The organism is Pseudomonas sp. PA1(2017), assembly GCF_001945375.1.
Taxonomy (GTDB): domain Bacteria; phylum Pseudomonadota; class Gammaproteobacteria; order Pseudomonadales; family Pseudomonadaceae; genus Aquipseudomonas.
The window spans coordinates 362679-378764 of record NZ_MSXU01000009.1; the positions used below are offsets into that span (position 1 = coordinate 362679).

The 16086-nt window shown below is 55.2% G+C and carries 12 protein-coding genes and 1 pseudogene; 5 read left to right on the top strand and 8 right to left on the bottom strand.

The genetic code is table 11. From position 1 onward, the window contains the following. Nucleotides 1-289 precede the first annotated feature (289 nt). Nucleotides 290-3121, top strand: coding sequence for a DNA ligase D (gene ligD / locus BVH01_RS08790; RefSeq protein WP_075929973.1), 2832 nt, complete (start codon nt 290-292; stop codon nt 3119-3121). A gap of 141 nt (nt 3122-3262) precedes the next feature. On the opposite strand, the gene BVH01_RS08795 is transcribed toward ligD, so the two are convergent. From BVH01_RS08795 to BVH01_RS08825, 7 genes and pseudogenes are all read right to left on the bottom strand, one after another. Then, complete coding sequence (locus BVH01_RS08795; protein WP_075929974.1) at nt 3263-3676, bottom strand: VOC family protein; 414 nt, start codon at nt 3674-3676, stop codon at nt 3263-3265. Nucleotides 3677-3721: 45 nt separating this feature from the next. Beyond that, complete coding sequence (locus BVH01_RS08800) at nt 3722-3910, bottom strand: hypothetical protein (protein WP_075929975.1); 189 nt, start codon at nt 3908-3910, stop codon at nt 3722-3724. A 253-nt stretch (nt 3911-4163) separates the two neighbouring features. Further along, nucleotides 4164-5870: an ATP-binding protein gene (locus BVH01_RS08805; protein WP_075929976.1), complete on the bottom strand. Its 1707-nt coding sequence runs from the start codon at nt 5868-5870 to the stop codon at nt 4164-4166. Between the two features lie 3 nt (nt 5871-5873). Then, nucleotides 5874-7112: an SIR2 family protein gene (locus BVH01_RS08810; RefSeq protein WP_075929977.1), complete on the bottom strand. Its 1239-nt coding sequence runs from the start codon at nt 7110-7112 to the stop codon at nt 5874-5876. Nucleotides 7113-7346: 234 nt separating this feature from the next. Beyond that, a pseudogene (locus BVH01_RS24950) lies at nt 7347-7427 on the bottom strand (hypothetical protein); the annotation flags it as partial. Between the two features lie 287 nt (nt 7428-7714). Beyond that, complete coding sequence (locus tag BVH01_RS08820; RefSeq protein WP_075929979.1) at nt 7715-8485, bottom strand: hypothetical protein; 771 nt, start codon at nt 8483-8485, stop codon at nt 7715-7717. 186 nt (nt 8486-8671) lie between these two features. Next, nucleotides 8672-11761: an error-prone DNA polymerase gene (locus BVH01_RS08825; protein ID WP_075929980.1), complete on the bottom strand. Its 3090-nt coding sequence runs from the start codon at nt 11759-11761 to the stop codon at nt 8672-8674. An 85-nt stretch (nt 11762-11846) separates the two neighbouring features. Here BVH01_RS08825 and BVH01_RS08830 point away from each other — a divergent pair, with 85 nt between their 5' ends. Continuing rightward, entirely contained in the window at nt 11847-12533 is a 687-nt protein-coding gene (locus tag BVH01_RS08830; protein WP_075929981.1) for an SOS response-associated peptidase family protein, read from the top strand. 52 nt (nt 12534-12585) lie between these two features. Here the strand turns inward: BVH01_RS08830 and BVH01_RS08835 are convergent, their stop codons facing one another. After that, a complete protein-coding gene (locus tag BVH01_RS08835; RefSeq protein ID WP_075929982.1) occupies nt 12586-12945 on the bottom strand; it encodes a hypothetical protein in 360 nt (119 codons plus the stop codon). Between the two features lie 274 nt (nt 12946-13219). On the opposite strand from BVH01_RS08835, the gene BVH01_RS08840 reads away from it, so the two are divergent. The 3 genes from BVH01_RS08840 (at nt 13220) to BVH01_RS08855 (ending at nt 15851) form a co-directional block, all read left to right on the top strand. After that, the gene (locus tag BVH01_RS08840; RefSeq protein WP_075929983.1) at nt 13220-13957 is read left to right on the top strand and encodes a metallophosphoesterase; all 738 of its coding nucleotides are present in this window, start codon (nt 13220-13222) and stop codon (nt 13955-13957) included. Between the two features lie 404 nt (nt 13958-14361). After that, a complete protein-coding gene (locus BVH01_RS08850) occupies nt 14362-15168 on the top strand; it encodes a hypothetical protein (protein WP_075929984.1) in 807 nt (268 codons plus the stop codon). Between the two features lie 56 nt (nt 15169-15224). Next, a complete protein-coding gene (locus BVH01_RS08855; protein ID WP_075929985.1) occupies nt 15225-15851 on the top strand; it encodes an HAD family hydrolase in 627 nt (208 codons plus the stop codon). Nucleotides 15852-16086 lie beyond the last annotated feature (235 nt).

Here is a 16086-nt window from a genome sequence, read left to right on the forward strand (position 1 = left end):
CATGACCATGCTTTCTGGTTTCACGCTCTCATATCAGGCTGGTGATGTGGGCGCGCGATTCCGAGGTGTATAAGTGTGGCTGGTCGGAGGCTTTGCAAGAGGGTGTAAACCAGCTTTTTATCGCGGTAAACCTGCTGAGGTTACAGTGCAAAAAAACAGGGTTACAGCGCGTTTTTGGCGCTGGCTAGACTGCCGTTGCCTTGAGGGCCCTTGTCATCACGTTGATTCTACTGGACTGAATGCTCGCATCCTTTGGTCATACTCCTGACGAGTAATCAGGTGACCCGTGATGAAACGCCTTCGGATCGCAACCTTCAACATCAATGGCATCAACGCGCGCCTTGGCAATTTGCTGAGTTGGTTAGAGCGCGAGAAACCTGATGTTGTTTGCCTGCAGGAGCTGAAATCGCCCGACAAGTCATTCCCTGCCAAGGACATCGAAGCAGCAGGGTACGGCGTGGTTTATCAGGGGCAGACGTCCTGGAATGGCGTGGCGATCCTCGCGCGCGACGCGCAACCGTTGGAGATTCGAAGAGGGCTGCCTGGAGCAGAGGCGGATAAGCAGGCGCGCTATATCGAGGCTGCTGCCCACGGCATCGTAGTCGCCTGTTTGTACCTGCCGAATGGCAACCCACGCCCAGGGCCTAAGTTTGATTACAAACTAGCCTGGTTCGAGCACCTGATCGAGCACGCCAAAAGCCTTCAGGCACTTGAGCACTCTGTGGTGCTTGCTGGCGACTTCAACGTGGTACCAACGGACTTCGACATCTACAACACCAGGTCGTGGTTGAAGGATGCGTTGCTGCAGCCGGAAAGCCGCGAATGCTATCAGCGGCTACTGGATCAGGGCTGGGTGGACAGCGTTCGGCATCTTCATCCGCAAGAGCAGATCTTCACCTACTGGGATTATTTCAGGCGCCACTGGCAGACCAATTCGGGCCTACGCATCGATCATCTGCTGACCAATCCAGCGCTTGCTCCGCATCTCGTAGCTGCGGGCGTAGATACCTGGGTGCGAGGTGAGGAGCATCCGAGTGACCATGCTCCGACTTGGATCGAGGTAGGCGGGCGGAAGCAGTCGCGCGGGCGTGTGGCGAAGACGACCGGCTCGGGCAATCGGAAGACCGATCGTGCCGATGATCCAGGCGCGCAAGCAGCGTCTACTAAGGCGGGCGGAAAGACGAGTACGGGAGCTAAGAAGGCTTCGGCCAGCAAGACGCCTGATACGCTTCAACCACAGCTGGCCACGCTCGTCGAGTCAGCGCCGCCAGGTGAGTGGCGCTACGAAATCAAATTCGACGGATACCGCATGCTCACTCGCATCCTGAACGGCGAGGTGAAATTCTTTACTCGAAATGGCCACGACTGGACGGAGAAGCTACCCGCTCAGGCTGCAGCTATCGCGAAGCTCGGTATCAAAAACGGGTGGCTCGACGGTGAGATGGTGGTTCCGAACGATAAGGGATTGCCGGACTTTCAGGCTCTGCAGAATGCGTTCGACTCAGGCCGCAGCGCGGACATCATCTACTACCTGTTTGACCTCCCATTTCTGGAGGGAAATGACCTACGTGATGCACCATTAGAGGAGCGTCGCGAGGCACTTGCTGATCTGCTGAACGGGCCCAAGTCCGGATCGAAGATTCTACGGTTCTCCGAGGATTTCGAAGAGGCCCCCGAGGCGCTCCTGAACAGCGCGTGCCAAATGCAGATGGAAGGCTTGATCGGAAAGAAGGTCGGCAGCGCTTACAGATCAAGGCGCAGCGATGATTGGATCAAGCTGAAGTGCAAGCGCAGGCAGGAGTTTGTTGTCGTTGGCTACACCGATCCCAAGGGCGCGCGCGCCAAGTTCGGCGCGTTGCTTCTCGCACTGCATGATCCGGACTCAGGTGAGCTGAAGTACGCGGGCAAGGTGGGTACAGGCTTCAATGAAGCTAGCTTGAACTCGCTCTACGCTGAACTGCATCCGCTGGAGACGAAAGGGGTGCCTGTCACAAATCCTCCAAAGGGCCCTGATGCTAAAGGCGTGCACTGGCTTGAGCCTGTACTGCTTGCGGAGATCTCGTTCGCGCAGATCACCAAGGATGGGATTGTCAGGCATGCCGTGTTTCAGGGGCTTCGTGTCGACAAACCTGCAGTGGCTATCACCGAAGAGCAGCCTAAGAAGGTCGGTGCTCGGTCGGCGGCAAGCGATGCGAAGCCGGAACCTACCAGATCCTCTCGGCGCTCTGGGGGCGCAGGCGCATCGAGCCACATGCGTTTAACTCACCCCGACCGCGTCATCGCTTCCAGCAGCGGCCTTACCAAGCGGGATCTGGCGGAGTTCTACATACGCACGCTTGACTGGATCATTCCCCAGCTCGCCGGCCGCCCGGTGGCGCTTGTGAGGGCTCCTGAAGGCATCGGTGCGCAGCTGTTCTTTCAAAAGAATCCAGAGAGCCTGTCTATCCAGGGCATTGATTCGATCAGCAAGGCCCAGGCCGGCCATCCCGCGATGGTGATTAACAGCCCCGAAGCACTGCTAGGGGCGGTTCAAATGAGCACAATCGAATTGCATACCTGGAACGCTACGAGCGCTGATCTAAAACGTCCGGATCGCTTCGTGTTAGATCTTGATCCTGATCCATCGCTGCCCTGGAAAAGCATGGTCGAAGCCACTCAGCTGACGCTTACGGTGCTTGATGAGCTAGGTCTCAAGTCGTTCCTGAAAACCAGCGGAGGCAAGGGGATCCATATCGTTGTGCCGCTTACTCCGAAGGACAGCTGGGAAGAGGTGAAGGCCTTCAGCCAGAGCATTGTGAAATATATGGCGCGGCTCATTCCCGACCGGTTTTCAGCCGTTTCTGGCCCGAAGAATCGAGTGGGCCGTATCTTCATCGACTACCTGCGTAATGGCCTTGGGGCGACGACCATCTCTGCGTATTCGGTGCGGGCGAGAGAGGGCTTGCCGGTGTCCGTGCCGATCCATCGCGAAGAAGTGGGTGAGCTTAAAGCAGCCAGTGCTTGGACTATCGTCAACCTCCACGAACGGCTGGATCACCTGAAGGAAGACCCTTGGGCGGGGTTGCACGATACGAAGCAGACTATTACCCGAGACATGCGCAAACGTATCGGTATGAAGTGAGCTGTAGGCGGTGGGTCGACCTCTGGCCACCTCGGGTATCATCGCAATTGAGGCGTGCTGGCAAGAGCTTTCGTCACGCCCATGGCCGTTCGCCGTAGACTCTGTTTGAAAACTGAGCGAGCGTGCGAGGCCGGACTTTCACTAGGGGCGCGTAGGCTCAGAAGCACTCGTACAAAAGAGCGCTACTTTGTTGCCATCTGGATCTCGCAGATAGCCTACGAAGAAGTTAGGACTGTAGGCCTCGCGAAAACCTGGGGCTCCTTCATCCACACCGCCGTGGCGTAGTCCATCGGCATGCAGGCTTCGCACTTTCTCGTGTGTAGTTGCGCGGAAAGCAATCATGGTGCCGTTGCCAACTGTCGCCGGCTTGCCGTCGTAGGGAGTGGTCACGTGAAAGGCACCCGGGCCATTCTCCTGATCCTCGATGCCGGGAATCGAATAGCACAGCTGCTTTTCCCAGCGCTCCACTTCGTACCCCAACGGCAACAGAATCGCGTTGTAGAACCTACCTGCAGCGGATAAGTCGTTCGAGCCAATCATCGTGTAGCTCAGCATGATTCGTATCTCCGGGATTCCTTAGGCCACGCCCAAGTGCGATGCTCAAAGTGACTCCAGTACTTCCGCCTCAACAATCATCCTTTCTCGGATCTGATTGAGAGCCCTGTACACAGCCTCTCGTTCTTCGGGCGTAAAGCCCTCGCTCGAAAGATCCACCTCATTCGGTGGAGCGGTGTTGATGAGCGCTGCGGTGTACCTTTTCGCGAATGCCTGAATCTTTGCGTTCGCCATGGCGCGTCTCGATTTGTCTGCAAAGACAGAGAGGTTAGTCCAGTTCCGTGGCCCTTGGCGGCCACTACTTCCTTTGCCAAGGTTCGGCCTCGGCTGAGGGCAGCTGTCGGCCAAAAGCGGACGTTTACTTAGCCCCGATTTTGAGTCACTGAGGCATCTACGAAGCCTGGAACGATTCAGGTTGGCACTCCGCGACCCCAAAACTTTAGCGCTTCCTATTCGACGGCGCGTAGTACTACAGTGCCTAGCTCGATTACCACAGATCCTGGAAGCTGGGCCCATCGGACATTGGTGGTTGAGAGGGTCGACCAATCTGAATGGTCACCGGAATCGGAAAATCTACCCCCACCATTGCAACTTCACCCTGCTTTAGATTTGGCAGGAATGCAGCGGCTGAACGATCAATCTCCCCACATGCACGCTCGACAACTTCTCTATCTCGATCATTGGTTAATCGATGCACTAGAAGAGTGCCCATCTGGCTCAATACACCTTCGGTAATGTCCCTAGGTCGTTGAGTTGCGAGGCAGATGTTCAATCCGTACTTACGGCCCTCTTTGGCAATCAGCTCAAATGCATCGAGATTCTGAAGGTCGTCCTCGTTACCGAGGGTCTTGCCGAGGAAGTTATGAGCTTCATCGAGAATCACTACCAATGGGCTCCGGCGGAACGCTTCACTTCTCGCACGCTGCAGGAGCAGTCGTCCTATTGCATTGGCAATTACTTCCCGTGCATTAAATTCATAACCGATGGAGCTTAGGCAAATCCTGAACAGACGTTTATCACCCTCCAAGAAAGCATCAAGGTTATCAACAAGACTTGGTAGGTTGGCTGCAGGGCTGAAAACGCAGCTGAGTGAGCGGGAGCTCATCACACTCATAATCCGGGTCATGAGCGAGGAACAGTACGAAAGCTCATTGCTCGCGCCTCCCCAGCGATCCATTTTATCTGCGCCGGCATCTGGATAGCAGCACTCTTGGACAATCTGCTGAACGAGGTGTCTAGGCTCGAATGGTTGGCTGGGGTTACCGACCAAGCTAGCGTTGTTGTCGCGTCTCATCGCTTCTCGGTAGGTGTCTTTAGGTTGGCTGACCTTGCGCACAATTCCCCTAGGGAACAGTTCTGGCGCAAGTGCTGCTAGCCGTAAGCTTTTAATCGCCTCCCTAAGCTTTGGCCCTTGGGTCTTTCCTGAAGGCTGGAACAAGGCAATAAAGTCGGTTTCCGCAAAGCTTGTGGGAGGGATGGCGACTTCGATCGACTCTGGGCTTCGATGTATAGGTTCACCCAGGTGGCAATGAATGGTGTCGGCACCGTTCAGCGATCGATACTCTCCAGTAGCATCGATCAATACGAGCTTGCATGAGAATTTTCGGCATTCTTGGATCAACTTGGATGTTGTCCAGCTCTTGCCGCCACCTGTCGAGCCCAAAATCGCGCAGTGTCGACCGAATAGCTTCTCTGGGGTGACCGCGATTGGGAACCCGTTATCACCCGCAACATGTCCTAAATCCAGAGTTACGCGTGGCACTTCCGCGTTTACCCCTGCAGAAGTCAGTACCGGGATTTGTGATATGAACCCACCAGGAGCGGAGTAGACTCGATCACCTAGCCGAGGATAAGAGCTGACTCCGGCTGTGATCTTAAGGGTGTGAGGGTTTACCGAGCCCAAGAGGCGAACGAACCCAATGGCGTCGATTTGACGAATCCCTGCAAAATCTTGAGAGATTTCAGATCGGTCGCGGTCGGGAAGATTGACCTCCGTGATACGCCCCAGGAGTACTGTCTGTTGGCCCTCGATCAAAACAAGTTCGCCGACTTCACCCTTGCCATAGCGATTTTTTCCTAGATAGTGCCCGCTTACCTCGCCCGCATGGGCAAGGTTCGTTTTGATGAGTTGAGCGCTGACACTAGATACCACCCCTATTTTCAGGGTGCTGGCCAATATTCCGTCTAGTGCCATCGATTATGCCCCTTCCTTTACACGTCTCACGGCGTTTGCTAGCTGCTCTGCAGGCGAAGCGGTACGCAGATGTGGGATGTGACTGACCATGTCACCGAATGAGCCGCTGACGAAATGGATATCGAAGCCTTCCATCGCAAGGTCATGGAATTTTCCCCAATAGGGGCTTGAACCATGTTGGCCGCGATTGTGTAGGTGAGTGATGGCCTGGAAATCACAGAGGATGAGTTTGAGGCTTGGGTTGGACTGAATAGCAGAGTAGATGGGCTCGGAGAGGTGATCATCGTTAAAGCCGAAACCCGCAATAATTAGGCAGCTATTGGGCTGTCGCAAAAACTCCAAAAACCTTGATAGGAGCTCAAGGTGTGGCTGTAGGAATGCTTGCTGATATTTTCCTTTTGCCGGATAGATCAAACAGGCATTCTCAGGGGCGGGAGCGGCATGCTCGTAAATCTCTGTACCTTCACGACTCCAGCTTACGGAGCCATGAAGCTTCAGGAGGTGGTAAATACCCTCTGTAAATTCGTGGCTGTCCGCTTCCCGTCGCACGATGTCATAGGTGAAGTGCTTTCCATCGAATCTGCGCTTTCGGGTGTATGAGAAGCCATCGATGGTAACCATCCCTAGATCGGACGCAGCGGTTTCAAAGCACATGTCATAGTTCGTGGTGAAAACCCTTAGTCGAGGATCTCTAACCCTGCGCCTCGCCAACTTCTGCAACAGATTCCTGTAGGCTGAGATGTCGGAATTATCGCTATTCATAAACTCCGAGCAGGCGTGAAGAATCAAGGCTTTCACATCGTTAACAAATGCGCTTACCCCCGCGTCGCTGTTGAACGCCAAGTAGGCATCGCACTGGGACAAAAAGTGCTCAATGTTTGGGTTGTGTCTCTCAAGATATCGGACTGTTTCTGCGACTTGTTCAGCGCGTTCGGAGAGCCTGTTTTGCTCCTCTGGGCACATCGCTCGTTGCCATAGCTCCCACATGCTCGGGCCGCCGACGGCGCCAAGCGAAGTACCGCTTCCCGCGAAGAATCCTAGGTTGGGGATTTGAAGTGCGGACGCAAACATGGCCGAAAGCGCAGCTTTATTGGCGCGCACTTGTTCATCATCAGCTTCGTCTGTGGACTTCAGTGCCATGAAGGCCTCCTCAGTCATCGGCAGCCACTCGGCGGCACCTGGCGAGAGATAAGCCTGTTGCCCCTTAAGTTTGTCGTTGAGTGGGACTACTTCGTCTGTCATGACACGATCCTTTGTCTATGGCTAACGGCAACCATCCGAGTCGAGCGATAAGCCCAAGGGGCTAAAGATGGGGATGATGTATTGGAAGAGTTGATGGGTATCATAGTGCCATGATGCGATCACTCGTGAAAGCTGCGTTGCATGGCATGCACCGGGGCTGAGTTGGCTGGATCGGCGAGCCAGACAGTTGCGATCTCTATGGTCTTTAGCTTCGTCACAGTGCCCATCAGCATACTTCCGCCGGTAGCTGTACTTCCCTGGAGGAGTCAGACAATACAGCCCGCTGCGCGGGCCTGTGCAGAAAGTGCCAGTACCGCGCAGACGATCGCCGGTGTCGGCCAGCATCTGCTGTGAGTTAGCAATGTATTGGTGCTGGTTAAATCGCTCCATATTTCATAGACAGTAATCTAACTTGGATCGAGGTTAGAGGCGGCCTACCTCTAGCGGCAGCTATGGGTCGGAGCGGGCCATTTTCGTAGGCCAGCAATTGGCCGATTGCTGACACGTACGAAGGGACGCGGTCGCCCCATTGCAGTCGTTGAGATCCGACGGATGTCGGCTAAGAGGGGCGCCTCTGTTCAGGCATCTTGCCGCAGGACACTCTATTGGCTCATTGACTTGAACTCATCATCACTCGGCCCGCGCATAGCAATTTCGAATGAGTTGAGGTCTTCGTCGGAGGGGGAAGTCATTGCTGGTATTGCTCGAATCCCATCCGCAATGTCTCTGCGGCTCAGGTTGCAGATGATCACTTGGCCGCTGTTGATCTGGTACTCCAGAGAGCCACACCAGCGATTCATGTACCCTACGGTAGGTGTCAGGACGGCTGCGCTGGGTCGCTTTCTCATCTGGTGTTTTGCGAGCGACATCCGCAGGAGCTCGATCTGAGTGAACAGCATTTGAGTTCGTCTTAGGTCATTCCTCATCGTCTCAACGAGATCTGTATTCTCGATGAGCAGGTTGATTTCCTCGATGCGTTTTTGGATCGTGTAGTTCTCGTACCCCATGGGCTTCTGCAGTTCCTTCAGCTTGAGCGGCAGCCCGCCATTGTCTGCTGCTTTGAGGTACTTACTGATTTTCTCGCGCCATGTGCGCATCAGCTCGTAAGCAGAGAAAATCCACATCTGTGACTGCGCAGACAGGAATATCGATTGGTAAGGTGTGCTTGTCTCGTTGAATTTACTACTAAGGTATCCGTATTCAAGATCCATGATGAACTCATCCACAATCGTGAGATTCATCGCTTGGTTGCTAAAGTCGAGATTGTTTGCGAAAAACACCAGACTGTTTAGAACCGAGTAAATCGCCATCTGATCAATTTCTGCAGGGTGCTGGTAAGGAATTTCTTCGTCATATTCGTTGTAGTCGTCCATGTTTTACTCCCCCGAACACAGGTGTTAACAGCAAGGAAACTTGGATAAGCATTTGATAGGAACGCTCTGAGATTTCGCACCCTACGCGAACCTCGGAGCCGTGTGAATGGAACAATGCCTACTGTCCACCAACCGGTGACAGGCCGCTTCTGGCCGGTTGTATGAAAGGGTCTTACACAGTTGGCGTCAGTGAAAATTTCTACTCCTCACATCCAGCCCTTCCAGCAAATCACTTCGGTCTGCCAAATGCCCCGCGATGAGGTGCACCACACCTTCCTGATCTTCCAGCTTGCCCTTCACTTGCAGCAGCTTCGAGTGCACCAAGGCTGATCGATACTGCTCGGCCAGGTCTTTCCATACGATCACGTTGGTCATGCCGAACTCGTCTTCCAGAGTTACAAACGTCACGCCGCTCGCCGTCGAAGGTCGCTGCCTGCCGGTCACGATTCCGATAACGGTAACGTGGTTGCAGTCCCCCATCTCCCGCAAATCCTGCGAGCTCTTCGCACGCATCTTCTTAAGCTGAGCCCTGAGCAATGACATCGGATGCGGCCCCAGGGTCGTGCCTGTCCGTGCATAATCCGCGTGCATGTTCTCAACGACGCTGGGCTCCGGAATCGTTACCGGTTTCTCATCGGGCTCCTGGGAAAACAGAGGTAGGGGCTGTTGCACGGCTGCGATTTCCCAACGCGCTGCATGGCGGTGGCCGGCGAGGTTTTTCAGCGCATCAGCCTCAGCTAGGAGCTCGCGCGCCTTGTGATCGAGCCCCGCGCGCAGGCAGAGGTCTCCGACGTCTCCAAAAGCCTTCGCTTCCCGTTCGACCTGGATCCTTCTGCCTACGGTTTCAGCTAATCCTCTGATCATTCGCAGGCCCATTCGCAGCGCCGGCAGTCGGCGATCCAACGCTTCCAGGGTGCAGTCCCAATCGCTCACCGTCACGTCGACAGGACGGATTTCAACGCCATGCCGACGAGCATCCTGGAGTACCTGATCTGGGCTGTAGAACCCCATCGGCCAGCTGTTGATCAGGGCGCAGGCATAGGCGGATTGCTCATGGCATTTCAGCCAACAGCTCGCGTAGGTGAGCAGGGCAAAACTCGCTGCGTGCGACTCCGGAAAGCCATAGCTGCCAAAGCCTTTGATCTGCTCGAATATGCGAGCCGCGAATCCCTCGCTGTAGCCTCGCTCCAGCATGCCTTGGCGTAGTCGGATTTGATGTGGCTCCAGCCCTCCATGTCGCTTCCAAGCGGCCATAGAGCGCCGTAGTTGATCAGCTTCACCAGGTGAGTATCCAGCCGCGACAATCGCCAGGCGCATCACCTGCTCCTGGAACAGCGGCACACCAAGCGTGCGCTCGAAAACATCACGCAGTTCCTCACTCGGGTACGTCACTTCCTCCTCACCATTGCGGCGCCGCAGGTAGGGGTGAACCATGTCGCCCACAATCGGCCCTGGACGCACGATGGCTACTTCGATCACCAGGTCGTAGAACGTCTTTGGCTTCAAACGCGGCAGCATCGACATCTGCGCTCGCGACTCGATCTGGAACACGCCCAAGGTGTCCGCCTTGCTGATCATTCGGTACGTCGCTGCATCCTCGGGAGGGATCGTCGCCAGGGTCAGGTCTCGGCGATCGTAGCGTCGCAGAAGATCGAGGCAGCGACGGATGGCACTCAGCATTCCTAGTGCCAGCACGTCGACTTTCATGAGGCCCAGGGCGTCGATGTCGTCCTTGTCCCACTGGATGATCGTGCGGTCTTTCATGGCCGCGTTCTCGACGGGCACGAGCGTGGAAAGTGGGTGCTCGGAAATCACAAAACCACCTGGATGCTGGGACAGGTGCCGTGGGAATCCAACAAGCTGCTCAGTAAGGATCAGCACCATCCTGACCTGTTTGTTTTGCGGATCGAAACCCGCTTCTTGGAGGCGCTGATCTGGAGGCATTTGATCGCTCCAGCGACCGCAACAATTCGCTAATGCCGTGACCTGATCTGGCTGCCATCCAAGCGCTTTTGCTACGTCACGAATTGCACCTGCGAAATGATAGGTGCTGGCCACGGCAGTCAGCGCGGCGCGCTCCCGGCCATATCGATTGAAGATGTACTGAATCACTTCCTCGCGCCGCTCGTGCTCGAAGTCGACGTCGATATCTGGTGGCTCGTTACGCTCTTTCGAGATGAAACGCTCGAACAGCATGGCCATCCTTGTTGGGTCGAGCTCAGTGATCCCCAACGCAAAACAAACCGCAGAGTTGGCTGCTGATCCCCGGCCCTGGCAGAGGATGTTCTGGCTACGTGCGAAGCGAACGATGTCATGGACGGTGAGGAAGTAGCTCTCGTACTGGAGCTCCTCGATCAAGCCAAGCTCAGCTTCGATCTGGGTCTGCGCCTTTGGCGACATACCATCCGGCCACCGCCACGCGGCACCCTCATAAGTCAGCTCTCGCAACCAGGCGGCTGGCGTTTTTCCCACAGGGACGACTTCGTGTGGGTACTCGTATTTCAACTGGCTCAAGTCAAAGGTGCAGAGCGAGGCGATACGAACTGATTCGGCTAAAAGGTCTGCAGGGTAGAGGTCGGCCAGGCCGGAGATGGGGCGTAAATGGCGCTCACCATTCTGGAACAGATGTCGACCTGCCTCAGCGACAATGCAGTGGTGCCGGATGGCTGTCATGGTGTCTTGGAGAGCCCGGCGCCCACGCACATGCATGTGCACATCTCCCGTCGCCACCACGGGCAGCTGGAGGGCTTCGCCCAAGCTGATCAAATTCGTGAGCTTCTGATCATCGTCCGCATCCTTATGCAGCTCTACGCCGATCCAGCTACGCCCTGAAAAGCGCTCTGCCAACCATTGACCCTGTTCAACCTCACGATTCGCGCCTGGAATCCAGATAGCTACAACCCCATGGTTGTCGCCATCCAAATCTGCCTGGCTGAGTTCGTACTGTCCCTTAGGACTGCGTCGGCGCCCGGCTGTGATGAGTGCGCAGATCCTCTGGTAGCCAGCCAGGTTTTGAGCGAGCAGAACGAGCTTGGGGCCTTCGGCTAGCCTTATCTCAGTCCCAGTGATCAGCCTGACGCCAGATTCTTTAGCGGCTTGCCAGGCGCGGACAATGCCCGCCAAGGAACACTCATCGGTGATTGCCAATGCTTCGTAGCCGAGTTGGCCGGCTTTTTCGAATAGCTCCTTCGCGCTGGACGCACCACGTTGAAAGCTGAAATTGCTGAGGCAGTGGAGCTCGGCGTACTGGGCAGGCGGACGAATGGAAGTGTTCATGGCTATCAGGCTTTACTGTATGGATATACAGTTTTGCTGCTGGCCCGAAAGCGGGTCAATCTGATGCCGACGAGAGGAAATTGAGATGTGCGGACGACTCGCCCAGTACCAGGCGGCTCAAAAATATCTGGCGTCACTTGGGTTGGACGCGCGCCCGCTCAGCCGCGTGGCCGGAGAAGATATCGCGCGCTACAACGTGGCTCCGCACTCGCAAGTCGATCTGATTAGGCCGACTGCTGACGGCTACATCTGGACTGCGGAGAAATGGGGATGGACGCCAGCATGGGATACCAAGCCCGCGCGGCGGGACATCAACGCGACGCGGGAAAATGCAGCTAGGAGCAAGTACTTCCGGCAGATCTGGCCAAACCGGGCCTTGGTTTGTGCTAACGGTTGGTACGAGTGGTGCGTGGTCGAGGGGGAGAAGGCCAAGCAGCCGTACTACATCCGCCGCGCAGATGACGAGCCTCTCTTTCTGCCTGCCATTGGCCAGTTCTTAGAGCTAGGCGTTGAGCCTGGTGGGCACGAGGGCTTCAGAATCATCACAGCGGATTCAGAGGGTGGCATGCTCGATGTCCATGATCGGCGCCCCGTTGTGTTCGGCGCCGAGGACGCCAGGCAGTGGCTGTCAGATATTGGCTCCAAAGCAGCTGATCAGTTGCTCCAGGAGCGTGCGCTGCCGGTTGCAGAGTTCGCGTGGTACCCAGTAAGCCGTGCTGTCGGCAGTGTTCGAAACGAGGGGAGGGCACTGATAGACCCTCATGCCGATTAAGAGGGGCTTTAGCAAAATTAGTACTTCGGACGACTATGTAGTGGGGTGCCAACTAAACCCCCAAGTCGTCCCGGAACTTAATTTCAGAAAGCCGGGGAGTGAGCTCATCCTTCGGCACGCGCCTGAGGATCTCGCACGCGATCGCAAACCTAATGTCTTTCAATGCCCGCAAATGCTCACGATTGAATGAGCGAAAATCGTGCAAAAGTGGACGTTTACCTTGTTCGATGTCGGCCAAGATGTGGCCCGCGACTTCCGACATACCCTCAGCGCTCGCCAAACGAGGGATATCGCAGTCAGGCTTGCCAATCTGAATGTACTCGATGCTCTTAAGCACAAAGCTTTGTAGAACGGGCAGTGCAAACAACTCCAACGCACATACCCACACCAGACGTTCCTCTTCGCGAGTCATTCGCCTACCCATTTCCCTTCTGCAGATCTGCTCGTGTGGCGATCCAGCGATACGCTGGAGGGGCCGCACGTCTATGGCACTTTACCATGGCCGAGAAACCAGCCACTGGATTTCAGGACGGCGTTGAGCAAGCCGTAATTGAGTGATCCCGTATATATGTATATAGTCATGTATGCGGGTTGCGTGCTGTTGTGTTGATCAACGCGCGCCCTGCGAATTTCCACGCATCAATATATGGCTAATTCGCGATTCGAAAATGGCCTGAAGAAAAAGCATGAAAATTTCGATTTATTCCGACCTTCATTTGGAGTTCGGCATTGGGTTCGAGCCGCCCGATTGTGATGCCGACATCGCTGTGTTGGCCGGCGACGTTGGAAAGGGCGTCCGTGCAACGGAATGGGCTAACCAATCCTTCAAGTGCGATGTTGTGCAGATTGCGGGCAATCATGAGTTCTATGGCGGACACATTGATCGTACTTGGCAAAAAATGAATGAGGCCGCCGCGCCGCATGTACACCTCTTGGAAAACCAAGCATTCATATGGCAAGGCGTACGCTTCTTGGGCACTACGGCGTGGACTGACTTTTCTATCTCGGCTAATTCCCAGGTTGCTGCCATTGTAGCCTTGCAGCAGATGAACGATTACAAGCGGATCCGTGCTGGTGACCGCTACCGAAAGCTGCGCCCCGTAGACGTGATCAAGCGAAATCGCATTGCCTATGACTGGCTAAAAACCGAGCTCGAAAAGCCTTTTGGCGGCAAAACCGTGGTGATCACTCATCACGCGCCGCTCAGTTGCGTCTTGGGTGCGGGTGAGGAGCCAGTGGGCCACTTAAGTGCAGCTTACGCAAATAATTGGCCGGCGCTCGTGGCCAAGGCTGACGCTTGGATTTTTGGGCACACGCACGATTCAGTCGACGCTGAGTTGCACGGGTGCAGGGTGATCTCCAATCCGCGAGGCTACCCAGGGGAAGAGACAGGATTTAACCCCAGCTTCGTGATTGATCTTTAAGTTTTTTCCAGGAATTGATGTGGTGGATGAAAAAAACATACCTGCTGATGTCGAGAAGGCCTCTCGTATCAATTGGGGCGTGCTAATCGATGCTTACCTGACAAACGCTGCGAGAGTGGGCAGTCGTTATGCCGGTACGCTCTTTTTGGATTGCGCGGGCTCGATCAGCAACGGCGAGACTGTAGTGACACCACCAGTGCATAGGCTCACTTCACGTGGAGATTTCTGCTTAGTACAGAGTGCGTGTGGCAAGGATCACTACGTCATCGTTTCCGAATGCGAGCCCTCACACCTTCACTTGGCGTGAGCATCTCTCCCTGCATATCGATAAGCGTTGTCAGCTGAGCTGCAGGCAACGTCGATTAGTACCATCCTGCTGTGCGAGCCGCCGGGGTAGATGACCAATGTTGGACGTGTTGAATGCGTTTAGAGCGATGTTGTCGCTACCTTCGCAGCATCAAGTAACGGCAATCATGAGCCAAGTTTGCCTGTGGAATGGACACCTATGCGGTGAGGTTTATGGCGACAAGGAGAAGCGCTTCCGCGAGGGCGCTCGGATGATGACCTCAAAAATCAATTTTGGATTTGAGATCTCCGGCCATCGACTTTTTCTCACCCAGTCGGGCAGCCTGTATCTGATAGCCAGCTGGCGAAGTTTTGATGAGGCTAGGGATGGCCTCGATTTTTCAGATGGCATCAGCCCCGTCGATCTCATGTTTCGTAGTGATCCTGAACGTCAACCGGACTTCTCGAATGACATCGAGCTTGCCAATGAAGATGAGGTGAAGCTGATCAAAGTCGGACTTCCGAATCAGCGCAGCAGAAGGACGATCGCAACAGTGGACGATGCAAATCATACAGGTGACAGCGCAGAAGCTGAGCGCAATTCAACGATATTCCAGCTTGCCCACCTGATGGATCCTGAGGAGCTCAAAAGCACGCTTGAACAAGCGCGAGACGAGTTCATGGCAATGGAGAAAACTCAGGTTCTCATCGAATGCACCAGACGCCGTCCTGACCCGTTTTTCCTTGCGCTGCTTTCACTGGGATACCTCCCTGAGTGGCAGGCCGTTCTCGTTCTGGATGGACAATTCAACGTTTCCGCGAAAGCGACACATCATGCTGCTATCCGCTTGCTACTCGCGCTTCCAGTCAGCGCGCTCACTGACGAGCTTCGCGACCTGAGGTTTCAGGTTGACGTCGGCGTTTAGGGCGCTAGCTGTGCCAATAATCAGTCCGCCGCTGGTTAGGCGACCCAGGAGCCTCAATGAAGATCGCAGCAGTAATTTTCGATGTCTTCGGAACTGTCATCAGCATCGAGGACAGGCGCAACCCGCACCTGCAGCTTCTTCGTCTGGGCCGGCAGCAGGGACGTTGGCCAAGACCCGGTGATGTGCAGATGATCATGACGCATGAGCTCGGCTGGCAGGAGTTAGCGCGCTATGTCGACATTCGAGTCAGCCACGAGCAGCTGCAGCACCTAGCTGAGGAGCTCGAAGCAGAGCTATCGAGTTTGCAGGTCTACTCGGATGCGGCTCCGGCAATTGCGCTCCTGCAATCGGCAGGCGTCAAAGTCGGTTTGTGCTCAAATTTGGCCTCTGGCTACGGCCAGGCTGTGCGCGCGTTACTGCCTAGTTTAGATGCCTACGCATTTAGCTACGAAGTTGGCGCAATGAAGCCGGATCCCTTGATCTACTACACGGCATGCTGCGAGATGCGAGTGGCACCTAAAGAGCAACTCTGGGGTGGCCGGGTCGTGATGATTGGAGACTCGATACGCTGTGACCGCGACGAGGCGAGAGCTGCTGGGCTAGCTGGGTTTCATCTGAGCCGTGCGGGCCGAGGGGAATTTTCTAATCTGATTGAGTTTGCTAGGGCTGTTTTGGAAGGCTAGCTGCGAGGCCTCGCACTATCACACCAAGAGGAGCTGTCATTACTCAGTGAATTGGAGATGAAGGCATTTCCACAACGATCCTATTAATTTCTATCTGGGGGAGCTATTGGTAGCAACTGCAACGTTGTTGCTTGGAGAGGAGATGGCGAGCTCCATAAGTTGGATGTGCATTCCAAGGTTCAATCCGCCGGGATTGGCTTGGATGCTGCTCAAATGGTGCTAGACCGCCTGTTTA